General features: G+C 62.7%; 15 protein-coding genes. 5 read left to right on the top strand and 10 right to left on the bottom strand.

Annotated elements, in window-relative coordinates; all coding sequences use genetic code 11:
• Window positions 1-191: 191 nt before the first annotated feature.
• Entirely contained in the window at window positions 192-2213 is a 2022-nt protein-coding gene (parE, locus tag ACSQ2A_RS06190) for a DNA topoisomerase IV subunit B (RefSeq protein ID WP_295412173.1), read from the top strand.
• Between the two features lie 129 nt (window positions 2214-2342).
• Here parE and ACSQ2A_RS06185 read toward each other — a convergent pair whose 3' ends face one another.
• The 7 genes from ACSQ2A_RS06185 to ACSQ2A_RS06155 all read right to left on the bottom strand — a co-directional run bounded on the left by ACSQ2A_RS06185 (window position 2343) and on the right by ACSQ2A_RS06155 (window position 9721).
• Complete coding sequence (locus tag ACSQ2A_RS06185; protein ID WP_436071486.1) at window positions 2343-3179, bottom strand: MBL fold metallo-hydrolase; 837 nt, start codon at window positions 3177-3179, stop codon at window positions 2343-2345.
• Window positions 3179-3958 (bottom strand): TatD family hydrolase, encoded by a 780-nt coding sequence (locus ACSQ2A_RS06180; protein WP_436071485.1) that lies wholly within the window; start codon window positions 3956-3958, stop codon window positions 3179-3181. The genes ACSQ2A_RS06185 and ACSQ2A_RS06180 overlap by 1 nt, the downstream gene beginning before the upstream one ends.
• A gap of 3 nt (window positions 3959-3961) precedes the next feature.
• On the bottom strand, window positions 3962-5512 hold the full coding sequence (gene metG, locus ACSQ2A_RS06175; RefSeq protein ID WP_436071484.1) for a methionine--tRNA ligase: 1551 nt from the start codon (window positions 5510-5512) through the stop codon (window positions 3962-3964).
• Window positions 5509-6534 (bottom strand): AAA family ATPase, encoded by a 1026-nt coding sequence (locus tag ACSQ2A_RS06170; protein ID WP_436071483.1) that lies wholly within the window; start codon window positions 6532-6534, stop codon window positions 5509-5511. The genes metG and ACSQ2A_RS06170 overlap by 4 nt, the downstream gene beginning before the upstream one ends.
• On the bottom strand, window positions 6531-7217 hold the full coding sequence (gene tmk, locus ACSQ2A_RS06165) for a dTMP kinase (protein ID WP_436071482.1): 687 nt from the start codon (window positions 7215-7217) through the stop codon (window positions 6531-6533). Before tmk ends, ACSQ2A_RS06170 begins: the two co-directional genes overlap by 4 nt.
• A 260-nt stretch (window positions 7218-7477) precedes the next feature.
• Window positions 7478-8620: a D-alanyl-D-alanine carboxypeptidase family protein gene (locus ACSQ2A_RS06160; protein WP_436071481.1), complete on the bottom strand. Its 1143-nt coding sequence runs from the start codon at window positions 8618-8620 to the stop codon at window positions 7478-7480.
• A gap of 60 nt (window positions 8621-8680) precedes the next feature.
• Window positions 8681-9721 (bottom strand): septal ring lytic transglycosylase RlpA family protein, encoded by a 1041-nt coding sequence (locus ACSQ2A_RS06155; protein ID WP_436071480.1) that lies wholly within the window; start codon window positions 9719-9721, stop codon window positions 8681-8683.
• A gap of 411 nt (window positions 9722-10132) precedes the next feature.
• Here ACSQ2A_RS06155 and ACSQ2A_RS06150 point away from each other — a divergent pair, with 411 nt between their 5' ends.
• Together ACSQ2A_RS06150 and ACSQ2A_RS06145 are read left to right on the top strand one after the other, a co-directional pair.
• On the top strand, window positions 10133-10342 hold the full coding sequence (locus ACSQ2A_RS06150) for a hypothetical protein (RefSeq protein WP_295412183.1): 210 nt from the start codon (window positions 10133-10135) through the stop codon (window positions 10340-10342).
• Window positions 10343-10518: 176 nt separating this feature from the next.
• Window positions 10519-10932, top strand: coding sequence for a GreA/GreB family elongation factor (locus tag ACSQ2A_RS06145; protein WP_295412185.1), 414 nt, complete (start codon window positions 10519-10521; stop codon window positions 10930-10932).
• Window positions 10933-11014: 82 nt separating this feature from the next.
• Here the strand turns inward: ACSQ2A_RS06145 and ACSQ2A_RS06140 are convergent, their stop codons facing one another.
• Complete coding sequence (locus tag ACSQ2A_RS06140; RefSeq protein ID WP_436071479.1) at window positions 11015-11587, bottom strand: DUF1643 domain-containing protein; 573 nt, start codon at window positions 11585-11587, stop codon at window positions 11015-11017.
• The gene (gene folD / locus ACSQ2A_RS06135; RefSeq protein WP_436071478.1) at window positions 11584-12486 is read right to left on the bottom strand and encodes a bifunctional methylenetetrahydrofolate dehydrogenase/methenyltetrahydrofolate cyclohydrolase FolD; all 903 of its coding nucleotides are present in this window, start codon (window positions 12484-12486) and stop codon (window positions 11584-11586) included. Before folD ends, ACSQ2A_RS06140 begins: the two co-directional genes overlap by 4 nt.
• Before the next feature lie 75 nt (window positions 12487-12561).
• Between folD and ACSQ2A_RS06130 the strand changes: the two genes are divergently transcribed.
• Together ACSQ2A_RS06130 and ACSQ2A_RS06125 are read left to right on the top strand one after the other, a co-directional pair.
• Window positions 12562-13173, top strand: a complete 612-nt coding sequence (locus ACSQ2A_RS06130) for a DUF1176 domain-containing protein (RefSeq protein WP_436071477.1) — start codon at window positions 12562-12564, stop codon at window positions 13171-13173.
• A gap of 17 nt (window positions 13174-13190) precedes the next feature.
• A complete protein-coding gene (locus tag ACSQ2A_RS06125; protein ID WP_436071476.1) occupies window positions 13191-13619 on the top strand; it encodes a DUF1801 domain-containing protein in 429 nt (142 codons plus the stop codon).
• A gap of 187 nt (window positions 13620-13806) precedes the next feature.
• On the opposite strand, the gene greA is transcribed toward ACSQ2A_RS06125, so the two are convergent.
• Entirely contained in the window at window positions 13807-14289 is a 483-nt protein-coding gene (greA, locus tag ACSQ2A_RS06120; protein WP_436071475.1) for a transcription elongation factor GreA, read from the bottom strand.
• Between the last annotated feature and the right edge of the window lie 193 nt (window positions 14290-14482).

Raw genomic sequence — 14482 nt, 5'->3', positions numbered from 1 at the left:
CCGATCCTGCCCACCAAACGGGTATGATGCGCTTTGGCTCCTGAACCCCTCGCCAATCGCCCGTTCATTTGCCGTTCATATCGGCCGGTTTCGGGGGAAAACCGCGGCAAACCGGCGTCCGGATGCCGGCCTGCGATATGCTACATAGTCTACCAGCCTGATTCGAATCGACCTGTTGGAAATCCTGTTGCATGCAAGCAGACGATCTCTTTGGCGGCGGGGCCGAACCCAAGCCGCAAGACCCTAAGCCAGCAAAGGAAAAGCCAGTCGCCAAGGCCCCCGCGCCGGCGACCGACAGCTATAGTGCATCCGATATCGAGGTACTTGAGGGGCTCGAGCCGGTACGGCGTCGCCCTGGCATGTATATCGGCGGCACGGATTCGAACGCCTATCACCATCTCTTCGCCGAGGTGATCGACAATTCCATGGACGAGGCCATTGCCGGCCACGCCACGCGCATTGAAGTGCACCTGGGGGCCGACGGCTACCTGACGGTTACCGATAATGGTCGCGGCATTCCGGTTGAAAAGCATCCGAAATTTCCGGGGCGATCGACGCTGGAAATCGTGCATACGATCCTCCATGCCGGCGGCAAGTTCGACTCCAAGGCCTATGAGACCTCGGGCGGTTTGCACGGGGTTGGTGTGTCGGTGGTCAACGCGCTTTCGGACGACATGGTCGTCGAGGTAGCGCGCGACCAGCAATTGCATCGCATCATCTTCTCGCGCGGCAAGGTGGTGCAGGACGTCGAGAATATCGGCCGGGTGCAAAACCGGCGCGGGACGTCGACGCGGTTCCATCCTGATCCAGAGATCTTTGGGCCAACGGCGCATTTCTCGCCGGGCCGCATTTATCGCATGACGCGGGCCAAGGCCTATCTCTTTGGCGGCGTGGAACTGCGCTGGAGCTGTGATGAAAGCCTTGCCAGTGACGAGGTTCCGGCCAAGGCCGTGTTCCATTATCCGGATGGCCTCAAGGACTTCATGACGGCGCGGATCGAGGGCGAGACGCGCATCGTCGACGATATTTTTGCCGGCAAGACCGGGCGGCCGGGTAGCCATGGATCGGTGGAATGGGCTGTGGCCTGGACCATCGAGGATGGCAGCGTTTCGTCCTACTGCAACACGGTGCCTACGCCCGATGGCGGTACGCATGAGGCCGGCTTGCGGCTGGTGTTGCTGCGCGGGCTCAAGAACTATGCCGAGCTGACCAAGAACAAGGCAGCGGCGAACCTGACGGCAGAAGACGTGCTTGGGCATTGCAATGCCATGCTGTCGGTCTTCGTACGCGAGCCGGAGTTCGTGGGCCAGACCAAGGACAAGCTGGCTTCAGGCGAAGCGACGCGCATCGTCGAAAATGCGCTGCGCGATGCTTTTGACCACTGGCTCGGTTCTTCGCCGCAGCAAGCGGGCAAACTGCTCGACTGGGCCGTGGAGCGCGCCGAAGAGCGGCTGCGCCGACGCAAGGAAAAAGAGATCGACCGCGCCAGCGCAACGCGAAAACTGCGTCTGCCGGGCAAGCTGGCTGACTGCACGCAGAATGCGGCGCAGGGCGCGGAACTGTTCATCGTCGAAGGTGACTCGGCTGGTGGCTCGGCCAAGCAAGCGCGCAACCGTTCCAACCAGGCCGTGTTGCCGCTGCGTGGCAAGATTCTCAACGTGGCAGGTGCCAGTCGTGAGAAGATGGCGGCAAGCCAGCTCATCTCGGACCTGATCCAGGCGCTCGGGTGCGGGACGCGCGATCGCTATACCGAGGATGATCTGCGTTACGACAAGATCATCGTCATGACCGACGCCGACGTCGACGGTGCGCATATTGCGTCGCTGCTGATCACGTTCTTCTTCCAGGAAATGCCGCGGCTGATCGAGAACGGACACCTCTACCTGGCCCTGCCCCCGCTCTATCGCATCAGCCAGGGCGGCAAGACGCTCTATGCGCGCGACGACGCGCACAAGAACGAGCTGATGGCGACTGAGTTCACGGGCAAGAGCAAGGCCGATATCACCCGCTTCAAAGGCCTCGGCGAAATGCCCTATGCGCACCTGCGCGAGACGACGATGTCGCCCAAGACGCGGACGCTGCTGCAGGTGAAGGTGCTGGATGATCATCAGGCGACCAAGACAACGGTCGATCGGCTGATGGGGACCAAGCCGGAAGCGCGGTTTGAGTTTATCCAGGAGAATGCAGAGTTTGTGATGGATCTGGACGTCTAGGCGTCCGGCTCCACTCCCGGTCTCGATGTCATCCCCGCGAAAGCGGGGATCTCTGTTTTTGGGCGCCGAAAGGGGGATTCCCGCTTTCGCGGGAATGACGCGGTGGGTGTGGGGAAACCTGGGGGGAACCTAGCGGTTCAGAATTCGGCCGCTCAGCACGTCGATCTGCATGCCATCGAAAGCCGGGGTGACGTTGCCCGGGGTATGGGCGTCCGTCTGCGCATAGTCGAGGTCGATGTGCATGTCCGTCAGGATGGCCTGGCGGGGTTTGTGGCGCTCGATGAGGTCTAGGGTTTCGGGCAGGCTCAGGTGGCTCGGATGCGGCGTCTGGCGGAGGGCGTCGATGATCCAGATGTCGAGATCGGCGAGGTAGGGTTCGGCGCTTTCGGGGAAGCCGGAGAGGTCGCAGCAATAGGCTGTGCGGGCGATCTTGAAGCCGAGGGAGTCGATGTCGCCGTGGTTTTGCAGGAAGGACTGGACCTCCAGCGTACCGCCGGGGCCTTCTACCTTAAGCAACTGGCCTGCTTCGATGATATGCGCGTTCAGGATAGGCGGATAGGCGCTCCCAGCGGGCGTCGTGAAGCAGTAGCCGAAGGCTTCGTTGAGACGGTAGCCGCATTCCTTGGTGAAGTAGACGTCGACGCGGCGCCGATTGTGGAGGGCTAAAACTCTAAGATCATCAATGCCATGGGTGTGGTCGGCGTGCTCGTGGGTGTAGAGCACGGCGTCGACACGATCGACCTTGGCATCGAGGAGCTGTTCGCGAAGGTCGACGCCGGTGTCGATGAGGACGCGGGTGGGTTGGGACTCGCCGTCAAGAAAACCTTCGATGAGAAGGGCGCAGCGGCGGCGGCGGTTTCGGGGATTGTGCGGATCGCAGATTCCCCAATCGTTGCCGATGCGCGGCACGCCGCCGGAAGAACCGCAGCCCAGAATGGTCGCGATGATCCGGTCGGGCGCGGGCATTATTTTACGCCGGATTTGGAGAAGAGGCGGCCGAAATTGGTGGTGGTTTCCTGGGCCAGTTGCTCGAGGGAAATGCCGCGCAGTTCGGCGACTTTTTCGGCGGTGTGGCGGACGAAGCTGGGTTCGTTGGATTGGCCGCGATGGGGGATCGGCGCGAGGTAGGGGGCGTCGGTCTCGACGATGTAGCGATCGGCGGGGACGATCTTGGCAACCTCTTGGATTTCCTGGGCATTCTTGAAGGTGACGATGCCGGAGAAGGAAATGTAGCCGCCTAGCGCCAGGGCGCGATCGGCGAGATTGCGGCCGGCGGTGAAGCAGTGGAGCACGAAGGGGAAGGCCCCTGCCCGGCTTTCTTCTTCGAGGATGTTGGCCATGTCTTCGTCAGCGGCGCGGCTGTGGATAACCAGTGGAAGACCCGTCTGCCTAGAGGCTGCGATATGGCGGCGGAGGCCGGTGGCCTGGGCCTCGCGCGGGGCGTTGTCGTAGAAGTAGTCGAGGCCCGCTTCGCCGATAGCAATGCAACGGGGATGGGCACTTAGCCGGACAAGATCATCCGTTTGTATATGCAATTCCTGATCGGCATTGTGCGGATGCGTGCCGACCGAGCACCAAACGTTCGGGAAACGTTCCGCGATGGCAGTGTACGTGGAAAAGTTATCCACACGTGTGCAAATCGTCACCATTCCGGTGACGCCGACGGCAGCGGCGCGGGCCATCACGCCGTCGATGTCGGCCGAAAGCGCCTCGAAGTCGAGATGGCAGTGGCTGTCGATCAGCATGGCTTACTCGGCCGGCTTTTCGAGACGCGCGAAGACGCCTTGCGGCACTGGTAGGTCAGTATTGGTTAGCAGACTGTTAGCATTGAGCGCAGCCGACAGGGTCCGTTGGTCAGCGGGGACTGCCAACTGGTCCAGAAGACGCGCTGCCGAGGCCGGAACGAAGGCGAGCATCGGGATGGCGATGCGGCGAACGGTGTCGGCGGTGACGTAGAGGACGGTCGCCATGCGGGCGGGATCGGTCTTCTTCAGCGCCCAGGGTTCCTGGCCGGCGAAATAGTTGTTGGCCGACGACAGGGCGGCGATGAGGGCACCGGTCGCTTCGTGCACCAGCTGCTCGTCCATGGCCTTCTGGGCAGCTTCGAGCGCTTCGGTGACTTCGGCGATGATGGCGTTGTCGGCGTCGGTCAGGGCGCCGAGTTCGGGCACCTTGGCGTCGCAGTTCTTGTTGATCATCGACAGCGAACGCTGCGCGAGGTTGCCGAGGTTGTTGGCAAGGTCGGCGTTGACGCGGTTGACCAGCTTCTCGTTGGAATAGTCGCCATCGTTGCCGAAGGACACTTCGCGCAGGAAGAAGTAGCGGACGGCGTCGGGGCCGAAGGTTTTGACCAGTTCAAACGGGTCGATGACGTTGCCGAGCGACTTGCTCATCTTCTGGCCATCGACAGTGAGGAAGCCGTGGGCGAAGACGCGGTGCTGCACTTCGATACCGGCGCTCATCAGGAAAGCGGGCCAGTAGACGGTGTGGAAGCGGATGATGTCCTTGCCGATGACGTGGAGGTCAGCGGGCCAGAATTTCTTGAACAGTTCGCTCTGCTCGTCGGGGTAGCCAACGCCGGTGATGTAGTTGGTCAGGGCGTCGACCCAGACATACATCACATGGCCTTCGGCGCCGGGAACGGGGATGCCCCAATCGAAGGTGGTGCGGGAGACAGAAAGATCCTGCAGGCCGCCCTTCACGAAGGAGATGATCTCGTTGCGGCGCTCCTTGGGAGCGATGAAATCGGGGTTGGCTTCGTAGAGTGCGAGCAGCTTTTCCTGATAGGCGGAGAGGCGGAAGAAATAGGTCGGCTCTTCGACCCATTCGACTTCGGCGCCCGAGGGGGCGAAGCGCTTGCCGTTCTTTTCGGTCAGCTCGCTCTCGTCGAAATAGGCCTCATCGCGCACCGAGTACCAGCCCTTGTAGGTGGACTGGAAAATGTCGCCGTTGTGGCTCGCTTCCATCTTCTTCCAGATGGCCTGCGAAGCGTCGTAATGGCGCTGCTCGGTCGTGCGGATAAAGTCGTCGTTGGAGAGGTTCAGCGCCGCGGCGAGTTTCTTGAACTCGGCCGAGTTGCGGTCTGCCAGTTCGCGGACCGGAATGCCTTCCTTGGCCGCGGTCTGAACCATCTTGATCCCATGTTCGTCCGTACCGGTGAGGAAGTAAACTTCCCGGCCTTCGAGCCGCTTCCAGCGGGCGATGGCATCGGTCGCGATCATCTCATAGGCGTGGCCGATATGCGGGGCGCCATTGGGATAGGAAATCGCGGTCGTGACGTAAAAGGGCTTTGCGGTCATTGTGACTCTGTGGGGATGGCAGTCGTGTTTCGGTGCTTCCTTATGGCGTCGAACAGCACGGACAGCGTCTGCTTCATGTCGAGATTGACGCTATCGGCTTCGCTCAGAAGCGCGTTTGCCTTGTCCCATAGGTCAGTTGCCGAGGCAAGCCGCAACCGCTCGCCGGGCTGCATTGCGGCATTGCGCGCCTCGTCTGAAAGCCAATCGAGAAGGATTTCGCGGGCGAAGGACGTGTCCGGCCCCTGCGGGTCAGAGCCGATGGCGTCGGCGAGCGCGATGGCGGTGCCGGCCGGCAGGTTTTGGGGCGATTGCAGCCAGGCAATGAGGGCGCCGACGGGGGACTCTGGTGAGAGTGCCAGGGTTTCAAAGGCGCGGCGGGGGCGGCCGCCGGCTAGGCCGAGGGCACGTTGCAGGGTTTCCTCGTCAATGCCGGGCATGCTGGCGGTGACGATCTCGGCGACATCGCTATCGGCAAGCGGGCGCAGGGCCAGGTTGTGGCAGCGCGATTTTATCGTCGGGAGCAATTGGCCGGGGCGATGTGAGATCAGCAGGAAGGTCGTGTCGGCGGGCGGCTCTTCGAGGGTTTTGAGGAGCGCGTTGGCGGCCGAGGGATTGCAGTCGTCGATGGAGTCGAGAATGGCGATGCGGTGGCCGGCGCGGCCGCGCGTGTGATGCAGCGCATCGCGGAGTTCGCGGACGTCTTCGACGCGGATGATAGTGTAATAGCCTTTGGCGTCCTTGGGGCGGCGACGCAGCACGAAGAGGTTCGGGTGCGAGAGCGCGGTGATCTGCTCCTGCACGCGCTCGGGGCTTTCGTCGCCGGTGGCGAGGAGAATGGCGGCAGCGAGTTCGAAGGCGAAGGTGGCTTTGCCGATGCCCTGGGGGCCATGGAGCATGATGGCGCCCGGCAGGCGGTGCTCGTGGAGCTGGGCAAGGATGGCCGCGCGGGCGGCGTCATGGCCGATGGCGCCGTGCCGTTCTTCGGGCAGCGGCAGACCGGCAAGCGCAGAGGGATCGGTCACGCCGGGATACCGGTCTGGAGTTCCGGGAAGCGCGACTGGACGGTGTTCCAGATTTCGCGCTCAAGGCCCTCTTCGGCCTGATTGGCGGAGAGCACCACACAGCGGTCAGTATTGTTGCGGGCGATATCGAGGAAACCGTCGCGCAGGCGCTTGTGCCAGTCGAGCTCTTCTTTTTCGAAGCGGTCGCCAGTGAGGGCGAGGCCGTCTTCGATGGCGCGCTCGGCGACGCGCTTGAAGGCGATTTCCGGGTCCATATCGAGGACGATGGTGAGATCGGGCGTGTGGCCATCGAGGGCGAGGTCTTCGAGGGCGTCGATGAGCTTGGTATCGACGCCGCCGGTGAGACCCTGATAGGCGCGGGTAGAATCGCAAAAGCGGTCGGAAATGACCCAGGTGCCTTTGGCGAGATTGGGGGCGATCAGTTGCGTAACGTGATCGTAGCGGGCGGCGGCAAAAAGCACGGCTTCGGCGCCTGAACCCCAGGCTTCGCTGCGGCCCTGCAGGATGAAGGAGCGTATCGCTTCGGCCTTGGGCGTACCGCCGGGCTCGCGGGTGCGCACGGCGTCGATGGAAACGCTGGCCAGATTGGCGAGCAGGCGCTTTACCTGGGTGGATTTGCCCACCCCTTCCCCACCTTCAAAGGTGATGAAGCGGGCCTGTCTGCGATTTGGCGCTTCGAGCATGGGTAGGCTGATTCCTTGGTCCGATTTCTTTTAGGGCAACTCGGGAGGTGGGGAAAGGTTTGGAGGGGACTAGGCCGGAGGTCCATGCCTCCCTGAGATGGATTGCCGGGACAGGGCCCGGCAATGACGATGGGGCTTATGTTTGCCCCTGTCACTCCCACCGTGTCATTCCAGCGCGGAGACAGAGATTCCCGCTTTCGCGGGAATGACGCCGTGGGTGGGGCGGGCTCCAATGGAGCAAATTTGCCCTTCAGATCGGCTCAAAGCCAGCCCAACGCGAGCTGTTTGAGCGCGTCGGTAGCCCTGCGCACGAGATCGCCTTGCGGCACATCTTCGGCGGCGTAGAGCGGCGCACTCTGTACGAGTTCGTCATTGCAGAAGACGCGCAGTTCGGCAACCTGCTGGCCGGCTGAAACCGGGGGCAGAAGCGGGCCGACATAGTGGACGCTGGCCGACAGGCAATCGCGGGAACCACGCGGCAGATAGAGGGCGATTTCGCCATTGCCGACGAGGCCGACGCTGGAGATGGCGCCGCCATAGACATCGGCATAGGTGACCACGGCACCGTCTGGATAGGCTTCAAAACGCTCGAAGGCGCGGGAGCCCCAGGTGAGGAGCTTGCGGCCCTCTTCGGCGCGCTCGCGCATGGAGCCTAGGCCGTGGACGACGGCGACGAGGCGGCGATCGCCCTGCGCGGTGGAGATGACGGCGCCGTAGCCGGCAGCTTCGGTGTGGCCGGTCTTGAGGCCATCGACGCCAATGCCGACTTCGATCAGGGAATTGCGGTTGGCCTGCTTGATGCCGTTCCACTCCATCTCGGGCTCGGAGAAGTAGTGGTAATATTCGGGGAACTCGCGGATCAGGTAGCTGCCGAGATCGGCGAGGTCCCGGGCGGTCGAATACTGGTCGGGGTCCGGCAGGCCGGTAGGGTTCATGAAATGCGAGCCCTCGAGGCCGATATTGCGGGCCAGCTCGTTCATCATGGCGGCGAAGCTGCCTTCGGTGCCGGCGATGCCTTCGGCGAGGATGATAGCGGCGTCGTTACCGGACTGGATGATGACGGAGCGGACGAGGTCTTCGACGCGGATTTTTGAATTCAGGTCCGCGAACATGGTGGAGCCGCCCGAGGAGGCGCCGCCGGTGCGCCAGGCGTGTTCGGAGACGAAGAACTCATCGTTGAGATGGACGCGGCCGGCGCGGATTTCGTTGAAGACGACGGCCAGGGTCATGAGCTTGGCCATGCTGGCCGGCTCGAGCTGCGCGTCCGCATCCTTCTGAAAAATCACCGTGCCCGATTCATAGTCCATCAGCACCGCGAAGCGGGCATTGGTCTCGAAATTTGCCTGCGCCAGAGCGGGAAAGGCGCTGGCGAAAGCGATGAGCAGGGCAAGAAGCAGTCTCACGGGCAATACCTTGCGTTTCGGCCGTCCTGGCCGGATTCGGCTCGGCGATCGACCCCTATTTTAATAGAGAATTATGTCGCCAAGTCCAAGTTCTCGCGCCAGTGCGAGAGCGTCCTCTTTTGTGGCGCCGGGCTTCAAATAGCTGAGAGTTAGGCGGGTCGCCGGGTGGCCATTGACCAGCACCTGCTCTTCGTCGACCGCGCCGAGAATGGCGAAGCGTTCGGCGAGCGCGACAGCATTGGTCGGGTTGGAGAAGGTGCCGAGGCCGAGCTTGAAGGCGCGGCTATCGGCATCGACGCTCTTGGCCCAAGCCTGCAGATCGGGCGTACCGGCGGCCATCGAATTGACGGCGGCGAAAGCCGTGCCGATGCCGGCGTCGACTTCCTGAGGTGTCGAGTCAGCGTAGGAGAACAAGCCATTGAAGAAATTGGTGGTCATGCCCACGAGGCTGCGATTGCTCTCGGCCGATGCGACGCGGATGTTGCCGGTGTCGAAATCGTTCGGGCCGGAATAGCTGGCCATCAGGGTGCGGGTGTCGTCGCCTTCGAGCGGGGCGGCGCCGACATACTGGACCTGGACATTGGCCGAGCCGTTGTTGACGTAGCCCAGCATGGACGCGGCCTGGTGCGACAGATCGATGACGCGGCCGGCGACATAGGGGCCGCGGTCGTTCACACGGACGATCAGCGAGCGGCCATTGTCCTGATTGGTGACGCGAACATAGGACGGCAGAGGCAGGGTTGGGTGAGCGGCCGTGATGGCATTGGCGGAGAAGATTTCGCCATTTGCCGTGCGGCGGCCGTGGAAATCGGAGCCGTACCAGGAGGCCGTACCGGCGGCCTGATAGTTCGGATCGTGCTGCGGCACATAGGTTTTTCCGCGCACGGTATAGGGCTGACCGACCTGATAGCGGCCGCCACCGCGCGGCGGATTGGGATCATTGGTGACGCGCGGGGAGACGGCGACGCCATATTCCTTGGAGGTGAAGGCACCGCGCTTGACGGTGGCGCCGAGGCCTCCGCCGCCCATGCAGGCGGCAAGGGTCGGGGCGATTAGCGCGCACAGGGCGACTGTGCGGACGAGGTTGCGCCAAGTGGTCACGGTACTCTTTACTCAACACGCTTGGGTCAGGGCGCGCGTTTTTACACAGCGCGCGTACAGTTCTTCGCAAAATGTCGTCAGGCTGGTTGAGGGGACGTTAATGCTGACAGACTGTTAGCATTCGGCGCCGCATTGCGTGGAATTGGGTAAACGAGCGGTAAAGAGGGTTTTCCGGGGCGAATTTGACAAGGCGGGCAATATGGCCATGATGGGCGGCATGAGCACGGATTTCATTTTCGTCCCCCAGACACGCGACGGTCATCGCCTGGCAGGCTGATTGCCTGGTGTTGCTACCTGCCTTTTAGGCAAGAGCGGCACCAGGAGGCTCTAACCCAATCCTACATTTTTCATGCCTGACAAGCGCCCGCGGTTCGTGGGCGCGTTTTGGCATGCTTGTCCGAGACAATTGTGATGACCTTCAAGTATTCCGTGACCCTCCCCATCAGCGGCGGCAACAAGCTCAGCCGGTTCAAGGATTGGGCCGAGCAGCATGTGCCTGCCGTGCGCTACCGCCTGCCGCCGCAGACGCCGATCAAGACCGAAACCATGACCATACGCATGGCTTCGCTCGAGGAGCGGCAGTTGCTGCTGCAGGCCTTTGCCCGATCCTCGCAGATGTGAGGATGGGACATGCCAGCACTCAGATTTTGCCGGTCTTGTGCCGGTCCACGACCGCGGACGGCGCAGCGCTGTCCGTGGTGTCACCGGGACTATGATGGTCCCAAGGCCCTGCCTGAGCATCTCTTCGATGCGCCGGAGGGCAGAAGTGGTTTGCGGACGCAGAGGGAGGACGCGCGATGACGACGCTTTCGCTGAAGGATTGGTCGCAATCGCCTGACATCATGATCGGGGCGCGGGAGCATAGACGGCTGACCACCGCAGCGCTGATCGATGTGGAGCAGGATTCCGATCAGGTGGACTTTCTGCTCTATGAGCTGGATCGGGCGGTGATCGTGGAGGACACGATGCTGCCGGCTGATATTGTTCGGCTCGGCAGCGTGGTGCGCTTTCGCGTGGCTTCGGGCGAAGAGCGGACGATCAAGCTGGTGCTGCCCGAACATGTCGCCGGGCGCGAGGCCTATCGCATGTCGGTGACCTCGAAGCATGGGGCGGCGCTGCTGGGGCTGCGGCCCGGGCAGATCATTGCATGGGTCGATGCCGGCGGCGCCGCGCATAGCGTGGAAGTGTTGAAGGTGGCCAACGCGGGATGAGTGGGCTTGGGAAGCTGCGCCGCTTAGTCCGGCGCGGCTTCCGCCCAGTTCACGCTTCTCAGAGGGAGAGGTGCGCTTCGCGTTAGACTGGGAATGGGATGAGGGCGGTGTCGGCGCGTAGGTAGAGCGGGTGTTTGGGGGAGCCGTCGGCATTGGTGCCGAAGCACCAGAGGTTCAGGCCGTCGGCACGGAGAGTTTCCACGATTTCGCGGCCGGCGGGGGCGAGGGCTTTGTTGAGTTTGCCGTGGCAGAGGACGATGCGCCCTGCCCCATTGGCCGCTTTTCGGATGGCGGGGATATTGGCGGATGAGACCGCAACCACGCCCGGCTGGATCAGCATTTTGGGATCGGTGGCGCGGTAGTCGCCGACGTTGCATTTGACCATGGCCGAAAAACCTTCGCGGCGGGCAAAGGTCCATTCGCGGGCGCAGGTGGGGTCGTCCACTGTCGCATCGGCGGTGGAGGGATTCATGCCGATGAAGAGGATGTAGTTTTCCGGGAACGAGTCGCCCAGCCAGCGGCGCATGAGCTGACGGTAGCGGCCGTCTTCGCTCATGACCGCATCGCCGTGGACGCCGGCGCCAAGGCGCAGACGCACCTTGCCGCCGGGATCGTGGGCGGTGTCATCGCCCAGGTCGAGAGAGGTCTGGCTCATGCCGTGAGATCGCTCGGGGGCACGAGGCCGTTGATGAGCGAGGCGGTGGTGATGGTATTGGCGAGGAGGCAGGCGATGGTCATGGGACCGACGCCGCCGGGAACGGGCGTGATGGCGCCAGCGACTTCCACAGCGGAGGCGAAGTCGACGTCGCCGACGAGCTTGGTCTTGCCTTCGCCCTTTTCGGGAGCGGGGACGCGGTTGATGCCGACATCGATGACGACGGCGCCGGGTTTCAGCCAATCGCCCTTGATCATTTCAGGACGGCCGACGGCGGCGACGACGATATCGGCCTGACGGACGACGGCGGCGAGGTTCTGCGTCTTCGAATGGGCGACGGTGACGGTGCAGTTATCGCGGAGGAGGAGCTGCATCATCGGTTTGCCGACGAGGTTGGAGCGGCCGATGATGACGGCGTTCTTGCCTTCGAGTTTGCCGAGGTGATCGCGCAGCAGCATGAGCGACCCGAGCGGGGTGCAGGATACGGGGCCCGGCAGGCCGATCTGCACCTTGCCGACATTGGCGGGGGTAAAGCTGTCGACGTCCTTCATGGGGTCGATGGCTTCGATGACCTTGTTGGGGTCGATGTGCTTGGGAACCGGGAGCTGGACGAGAATGCCGTGGACGGCGGGGTCGGCATTGAGTTTTGCGACGAGGGCGAGCAGGTCGGCTTCCGAGACGTCGGCGGGCAGCTCGTGCTTGAAGGAATTCATGCCGACTTCGGCAGTCTGCTTGGCCTTGTTGGACACATAGACCTGGCTGGCCGGATCGTGGCCGACGATGACGACGGCGAGGCCGGGGGTGATGCCGTGCTCGGTTTTGAGGCGCTGGACGTGGCCCGCGATACGACCGCGCAGATTCTCGGCAAAGAGTTTTCCGTCGATGATTTTTGCGGTCATAGTGGCCTCGTTTTCTTGGGGATAGAGGCGCGGGAAGGTGCTCCCGCGTTTCGGCTTCGACATAAGGGATGCGTCATGATCCGTCCATTGCTTTGCTTGCCTTTGGCGGCGCTTTTGCTTGCAGCGACGCCTGCGACCGCCCAGCCGGACGGGCTGGAGAAGCAGGCCAGGAAACTGCACGCGCTGGCGAGCGGGGGCTACTGCGAGCCGCTCGAAAATGCCCATGATGCGGAGAGCGCCTATCAGAGCTGGACGTTCAGCTACGATCTCTATCCGGGCGCTGCTTCCGACCAGGAGGAAATCACCCTCATCCGCATCTGGTGCATGACGGGCGCCTATAACGAGGTGCATGCCTATTACACCTACCGCAACTATGAGGGGCTTGCGCCACTCAGCTTCGCGGTTCCGGCCTATGAGACGACCTATGAGGACGACGAGCCCATTGAGGGTAAGCTCGAAGACCTGACGGTGCTGGGGTTCAACGCCACGATCATTTTGACCAATTCCCAATATGACCCGAAGACGCGGACGATTTCGGACTATTCGCTCTGGCGCGGCATTGGCGATGCCAGCTCCTCGGGCACCTGGAATTTCAATGACGGCGAATGGACGCTGCAGCGCTACGAAATCGACGCCAGCTATGATGGCGAGAGCAATCCGGAGACTGTGGTCGACTATACGGAGTAACGGGACGGAGGTCGGGAATGGCGGAACAGAAGACGAAGCCCGGCAGCGGTGATGTGGCAGCGTTCATCGAGGGGATCGAGGACGCGGGCAAGCGGGCCGACGCGCAGGCGCTGATCGCACTGATGAGCGAGGTTTCGGGGGAACCGCCAGTGCTGTGGGGCACGATGGTGGGTTTTGGGCAGTACCACTATCGCTACGAGACGGGGCACGAGGGCGACAGCTTTCTTGTCGGCTTTGCGCCGCGCAAGGCGGAATTCAGCATTTATCTTATGGGGACGTATTTTCCGGAGGTGGCGGAAAAGCGGGAGGCGCTGTTGGCGCGGCTCGGGAAGCACCGGATGGGCAAGGCTTGTCTTTATGTGAAGCGGCTGAGCGACGTGGACGTGGGGGTATTGAGGGAGCTGGCGGAGATTTCGGTGGGGGAACTGCGGAAGGCTTATGGGTGAGCTTGGGCTCCTTCGCCGCAGTATTTCCTACCTCGATCGTCACCCCGGCGGAGGCCGGGGCCCATCTTGAGATGCACGGAGCTAACTGAGCTATTTGGGCTCACATTCGGTGGGGGATGGGCCCCGGCCTGCGCCGGGGTGACAGCTGGTGGGGGTGGGGGCAATGTGCCCGAGCGCGACTCCCCCCTCAGCCGATCCTAATGATTTCCAGTTCCTGCGCGCCGAGGGTGGCGACGTCGTCGACGCTCTTGCCGAGGAGGGCCTGCGCTATGGGAGAGGCGTGGGAAATGGTGCCGGCCTTGGGGTCGGCTTCGTCTTCGCCGACGATGCGATAGGTCTGCACGCGGCCGTCGTCGCGGCTGAAGGTGACGGTGCTGCCGAAGGCGACAGTTTTTGTGTCGGCGGGGGCCGGGACGAGTTGGGCGGTGCGCAGGCGCTCGGAGAAGTAGCGGAGATCGCGGAGCGGGACGGCGGACTGGCGGCGGCGCTCGTTGATGTCATCGGTGGCCTGGGCGGCTTCGAAGGCGGTGCGGGCGGATTCCACCTGGGCTTCGAGCGCCTTGAGGCCAGCTTCGGTGACAAGGTTGAGACCGGGCGGAATGGGGCGATCGGGCAGGACGGATTCCGAGGCAGTTTCAGCACTGTCTTCTTTGGTGAAGGCTACGCTCACTGGATGCTCCGTTTGTCACACTGAAGGGACAGGGTGCTGCGCTTCGCATGAACACACAACCCTTGTCGATCGTCATTGCCCGGCTTGTCCGGGCAATCCAGTCTTTGGCAGCATGGACCACCGGGACAAGCCCGGTGGTGACGACGAGAGGGAAAGGTTGCGCGCTCTCCAAGCGAAACAAACCAGGCAAAAC

The sequence above is a fragment of the Devosia sp. LjRoot3 genome, from assembly GCF_964252865.1.
Classification (GTDB): domain Bacteria; phylum Pseudomonadota; class Alphaproteobacteria; order Rhizobiales; family Devosiaceae; genus Devosia.
This window is presented reverse-complemented; position numbering and strand designations above follow the sequence as displayed.

Coding starts and splice junctions, on each gene's coding strand:
- ACSQ2A_RS06150 (WP_295412183.1), top strand. CDS start 10,133: ATGACCTTCAAGTATTCCGTGACCCTCCCCATCAGCGGCGGCAACAAG.
- metG (WP_436071484.1), bottom strand. CDS start 5,512: ATGACCGCAAAGCCCTTTTACGTCACGACCGCGATTTCCTATCCCAAT.
- parE (WP_295412173.1), top strand. CDS start 192: ATGCAAGCAGACGATCTCTTTGGCGGCGGGGCCGAACCCAAGCCGCAA.
- ACSQ2A_RS06140 (WP_436071479.1), bottom strand. CDS start 11,587: ATGAGCCAGACCTCTCTCGACCTGGGCGATGACACCGCCCACGATCCC.
- folD (WP_436071478.1), bottom strand. CDS start 12,486: ATGACCGCAAAAATCATCGACGGAAAACTCTTTGCCGAGAATCTGCGC.
- ACSQ2A_RS06185 (WP_436071486.1), bottom strand. CDS start 3,179: ATGCCCGCGCCCGACCGGATCATCGCGACCATTCTGGGCTGCGGTTCT.
- ACSQ2A_RS06180 (WP_436071485.1), bottom strand. CDS start 3,958: ATGCTGATCGACAGCCACTGCCATCTCGACTTCGAGGCGCTTTCGGCC.
- ACSQ2A_RS06130 (WP_436071477.1), top strand. CDS start 12,562: ATGATCCGTCCATTGCTTTGCTTGCCTTTGGCGGCGCTTTTGCTTGCA.
- tmk (WP_436071482.1), bottom strand. CDS start 7,217: ATGCTCGAAGCGCCAAATCGCAGACAGGCCCGCTTCATCACCTTTGAA.
- ACSQ2A_RS06145 (WP_295412185.1), top strand. CDS start 10,519: ATGACGACGCTTTCGCTGAAGGATTGGTCGCAATCGCCTGACATCATG.
- ACSQ2A_RS06125 (WP_436071476.1), top strand. CDS start 13,191: ATGGCGGAACAGAAGACGAAGCCCGGCAGCGGTGATGTGGCAGCGTTC.